We start from the raw sequence: 1,004 nt of genomic DNA, 5'->3' as shown, positions 1-1,004 counted from the left end.
GGACAGGAAGATGTGCAGCGCCTCGGTGGAGCCGATGCCGTCGATGATCTCGCCCCCGAACCGGTCGGCGAACCGCTGCAGCAGCGCCGCGGGCAGCGGTTCCCCGGCCGACGCGCTGAGCCGGACCGGCTTGAAGGCGTCGGCCGGCAGGTCGCTGGTGACCAGCGCGGCGAAGAAGGTCGGCACCGCGAAGAACAGGCTCGGCCGCAGGGAAGCGAGCACGTCACCGACCACGGCCGGGGTCGGCCGGCGCGGCTCGAGCACCACGCTCGCGCCGGCCGAGAGCGGGAAGAACATCGAATTCCCGATCCCGTACGCGAAGAACAGCTTCGCGATCGAGAAGCACACATCGCCGGGCTCAATTCCTAAAACCTTGCTGCCGTACGTGTCGCAGACGTGCCGGATGTTCGCGTGCCGGTGCATCGCGCCCTTGGGTTTGCCGGTCGTGCCCGAGGTGTACAGCCACAGCGCCCAGGAGTCCTCGCCGGTGGCCGCGGCCTCGCGCGACGCGGCCGGCTGCTCCCGCCCGAGCTCGACCAGTTCCTCCCACGTCCGGCTGGTGACGTTGTCGCCGGCGAGCGCCGGCCCGTCGCAGACGAGATGGCGCAGTTCGGGGGCGGCCGCGGCGGCCTGCTCGGCCTGTTCCCGGTAGGTGTCGCTGGCGACCAGCACGGCGGCGCCGGAGTCGGCGATGATCTCGCCGAGCTCCTTGGCCCCGAGCATCGTGTTGATCGGCACGGCGACGAACCCGGCCGTGAACGCGCCGAGGATGCCGGTGAACATGGGGAGGTCGTCGCCGGTGAGGAAGACGATGCGGTCGTCGCGGCGCAGGCCCAGCGCCCGGAACGCGGCGGTGGCGAGCCCGGCCTGCTCGGTCAGCTCCGCGTAGGTCAGTGTCCGCGGACCGCGGACGGCGATCCGGTCGCCGTCGCCGTTGTCGACGTGCCGGCCGGTCAGCCACCAGCCCGCGTTGAACCGCACCGCGGCCATGTCAGACTCGCTTC

1 protein-coding gene is annotated in these 1,004 nt (G+C 71.7%); it reads right to left on the bottom strand.

The window, feature by feature from the left end; all coding sequences use genetic code 11:
- On the bottom strand, positions 1-990 hold a 990-nt coding region (locus tag IH26_RS0152490), incomplete at its 3' end, for an AMP-binding protein (protein ID WP_034218339.1).
- Positions 991-1,004 lie beyond the last annotated feature (14 nt).

Origin of the sequence: Actinoplanes subtropicus (assembly GCF_000721705.1) — a bacterium.
GTDB classification, from domain to species: domain Bacteria; phylum Actinomycetota; class Actinomycetes; order Mycobacteriales; family Micromonosporaceae; genus Actinoplanes; species Actinoplanes subtropicus.
This window is presented reverse-complemented; position numbering and strand designations above follow the sequence as displayed.